Below are 3,161 nucleotides of genomic sequence, written 5' to 3'. Positions count from 1 at the left end.
GTGGTCGGAGTCCGGGTCCGCGGCGTCGGCGCGCAATACATCCACCAGCGCCTGCGTCGTGAAGACGTAGTTGCCCATCGACGCATACGTGACGTCCGGGTCGTCGGGCGTGCCGGGCGGATCGGCTGGCTTCTCGACGAAGCTGGTGATCAGCCCCGACTCATCGGAATCAATGCAACCGAAGGCCCGCGCCTCGGCCCGCGGCACCCGAATACCGGCCACGGTCACCGATGCACCCGTGGCGATGTGTTGCTCGACGAGCTGCGAGGGATCCATTCGGTACACGTGATCGGCGCCGAAGACGACGATGTAGTCCGGCTTCTCGTCGTCAATCAAGTTCATCGACTGGAAGATCGCGTCGGCACTGCCGGTGTACCAGCGTGGACCCAACCGCTGCTGCGCCGGGACCGGGGTGATGAACTCACCGTGAAAGCCCGACGACCACCACGTCTGCGAGATGTGTTTATCAAGCGAATGCGACTTGTACTGGGTGAGGACGCAGATCCGTTCGTACCCAGCGTTGACCAGGTTCGATAGCACGAAGTCGATGAGGCGATAAGAACTGCCGAAGGGCACCGCAGGCTTAGCGCGATCCTTGGTCAGCGGATAGAGCCGCTTGCCTTCGCCCCCGGCGAGAACGATTCCGAGCACGTGCGGTTGAGATCTCACAAGTCCAACATATCCGTATATCGGTGTGCGCGGGCGGCGCGCCGGGAGTTACAGGTCTTTAGTGCCGGATCGCGACGGTGACGGTCACCTCGAGGGTCGCCCGGACGCCGTCGGCACCACCGACAAGCGCCTCGGCGGCCGCGGTCAGCTCCGCCGCGGTGCGATGAAAACCGGCCGGACCCATCCCCGCCAGATCCGCCAGTTGCGCGACCGACAGGTCAACATCGGCCGTGACCGGCACGCTGCGGCGCACCGCGAAGCCGCCAGCCGCCAGATCGTCGTGCAGCCGGGCGAGCTTGTCCGATCCGATGCTCAGCATTCCGAGTGGCTCGCGCACCTGCTCGAGGTGTCCCGGGTTCGGGGTGACCAGCAACCAGCGGCCGCCCACGGCCAGGATGCGCGCGGTGTCGGCCACATTCCGTGGCGCAAAAACCGAAAGCACCGTATCGGTGGACGCCGAGGCGATCGGCAAACCTGACCACACATCGCAGACCACCGCCCGGGCGCGCGGATGCGCCCGCGCAATGGACCGTCCGCCGTATTTGGATAGGTCGATACCAATACCGCACGCTTCGGGCGCCGCTTCGAGCGCCGCCGCCAGATAGTGTCCGGTGCCGGCGCCAGCGTCCACGATCAGGCCGGCCGACGCGGGCACCGCAGCGGACAGCGCGTCGGTCACCGCGGTGAAGACGCCCGCATCCAGGATGCGCCGCCGTGCGGCGACCATCGCCGCGGTGTCACTTCGATGTTTGCTCGCTTCCCCGGACAGCAGGGAGATGTATCCCTGCCGGGCCCGGTCGAAGCTATGCCCAGCCACGCAGCACACGCCGCCAGCAGTGGCCGCGAACGGCGCGCCGCATACCGGGCAGCGCAGCGCAGCGCCAGCAAGATCGGTCGATTCGGGGTCGGTCAGGCGACGACCTCGCGCAGCGCCTCACCGAGCGCCGACGCTTCTGCGTCGTTCAGCTCGACCACCAGACGGCCACCACCGTCGATCGGAATGCGGACCACGATGCCGCGCCCCTCTTTGACTGCCTCCAACGGACCGTCACCCATGCGGGGCTTCATCGCCGCCATTCTCGCGCTCCCTTCACGCCCACAGAACTCGAACGGTTCAATGATACGTGGCACAGCTCTCGTCAGCGATTCCGGGACTGGTCCACCACATACTCGGCGGCATCACGGGCCGACAGATCCAGCACGGTGGCGCGCAGATCGTCGATCTCCCGCGCCAGCTTCTCCAACGCCCAATCCACCTCATCGGCTTTGTAGCCGCGCACCGTCTGCTGGAATACCAGTCCGCGCACGTCGTTACCGGAGATGCCTGCCAGTGGCAGTCGGGTCAGCGTGGTCCCCCGCTCAACGGGCGGCAGGTCCTCGCCACGGCCGAAGACGAGCCACACGAGCGCAAAGAGCACCGCCACCACTACGACGAGGCCGATCACGTACATACCGATGGTCATCACGGGATCGACCCTACCTCGCCTGGACCTGGTTCACCGGTGGCCGTTCGGTCACCGTCAACTCGGTCAAGCGCGGGCTGAAGGTGCCGTCCGGGCACGCGACGAACTGGGTCAGTCCGACGCCCGAATCGGCGATCCCGCACCGACCCAGCAGCGTCGCGATGATCTGCCGGCTCATCACCGCCAGTTCGGCGAGCGGCCGGTTCCGGTGCGCGCGGACCCCCAGGTTCACCTGGCCGATCCCGGTCAGTCCATAACGGTCGTAGGTGTCCACGAGCAGTCCGATCTCCACGCCGTAGCCCGCCGCGAAGGGCACCGACGACAGCAGTTCCCGGGTTCCGGCATACTCGCCGCCGAGTGGCTGAATCACCTCACCCAGTTCCGGCTTCAGCGCAGTCAGCAGTGGCCGCGCGGTCAGCTCGGTGACCCGGCCGCCACCGTCAGCCACCTGCGCACCACCCTCGGTGAGCGGCCGCCGATAATAGCCTTTGACCAGGTGAATATCCGGATCCAGCAGCAGCGGTCCCAGCAGCCGCGGAACGAACCTCGGATCGGGGTCGACGAGATCGGCGTCGACAAAGGCGATCAGGTCGCCATTGGTGGCGGCCACCGCACGCCACAGTGCTTCCCCCTTACCGGGGCGGGGCGCGAGATGGCTGACGACGTCTTCGCGGGCCACCACGCGCGCCCCCGCACGGCGGGCCCGCTCCGCGGTCGCATCCGTCGAACCCGAATCCAGCACGACGAGCTCGTCGACCAGACCACCGAGGAGCGGTGCGATCGACGCGATCACCCCGGCGACGGTGGCTTCCTCATTGAGGGCTGGCAGCACAACCGACACGGTGCGCCCATCCTTGGCGGCGACCAACTCGTCCACTGTCCACGACGGCCGATCCCAGGCATGCGTATGCGACCACGGCGCCTGCACACCGAGCCTGTCGTCGTTCATGACCACTTCTCGCTCATGCCAATCCTCGGACGGTCCGGGCAGGCGACCTCGTCCCTGCGATGGCGGCGACCATGTCCACC

At 67.1% G+C, this 3,161-nt stretch carries 5 protein-coding genes; all 5 read right to left on the bottom strand.

Annotation, left to right across the window (positions count from 1 at the left end; genetic code table 11):
* Positions 1-669 (bottom strand): sugar phosphate nucleotidyltransferase (locus tag WAW85_RS13800; protein ID WP_422560172.1); only part of this gene is annotated, 669 nt, incomplete at its 3' end.
* 58 nt (positions 670-727) lie between these two features.
* Positions 728-1,543, bottom strand: coding sequence for a putative RNA methyltransferase (locus tag WAW85_RS13795; protein ID WP_422560174.1), 816 nt, complete (start codon positions 1,541-1,543; stop codon positions 728-730).
* A 35-nt stretch (positions 1,544-1,578) separates the two neighbouring features.
* Entirely contained in the window at positions 1,579-1,746 is a 168-nt protein-coding gene (locus WAW85_RS13790) for a DUF3117 domain-containing protein (RefSeq protein WP_415045502.1), read from the bottom strand.
* 62 nt (positions 1,747-1,808) lie between these two features.
* Positions 1,809-2,135: a DivIVA domain-containing protein gene (locus tag WAW85_RS13785; protein ID WP_422560171.1), complete on the bottom strand. Its 327-nt coding sequence runs from the start codon at positions 2,133-2,135 to the stop codon at positions 1,809-1,811.
* A 10-nt stretch (positions 2,136-2,145) separates the two neighbouring features.
* Positions 2,146-3,081, bottom strand: coding sequence for a glucosyl-3-phosphoglycerate synthase (locus tag WAW85_RS13780; RefSeq protein WP_422560173.1), 936 nt, complete (start codon positions 3,079-3,081; stop codon positions 2,146-2,148).
* Between the last annotated feature and the right edge of the window lie 80 nt (positions 3,082-3,161).

The sequence above is a fragment of the Gordonia sp. (in: high G+C Gram-positive bacteria) genome (assembly GCF_049299075.1).
In the GTDB taxonomy this organism is placed as follows: domain Bacteria; phylum Actinomycetota; class Actinomycetes; order Mycobacteriales; family Mycobacteriaceae; genus Gordonia.
This window is presented reverse-complemented; position numbering and strand designations above follow the sequence as displayed.

Excerpts from the sequence above, each read along its gene's own strand:
- WAW85_RS13790 (WP_415045502.1), bottom strand. The coding sequence starts at position 1,746 with ATGGCGGCGATGAAGCCCCGCATGGGTGACGGTCCGTTGGAGGCAGTC.
- WAW85_RS13780 (WP_422560173.1), bottom strand. The coding sequence starts at position 3,081 with ATGAACGACGACAGGCTCGGTGTGCAGGCGCCGTGGTCGCATACGCAT.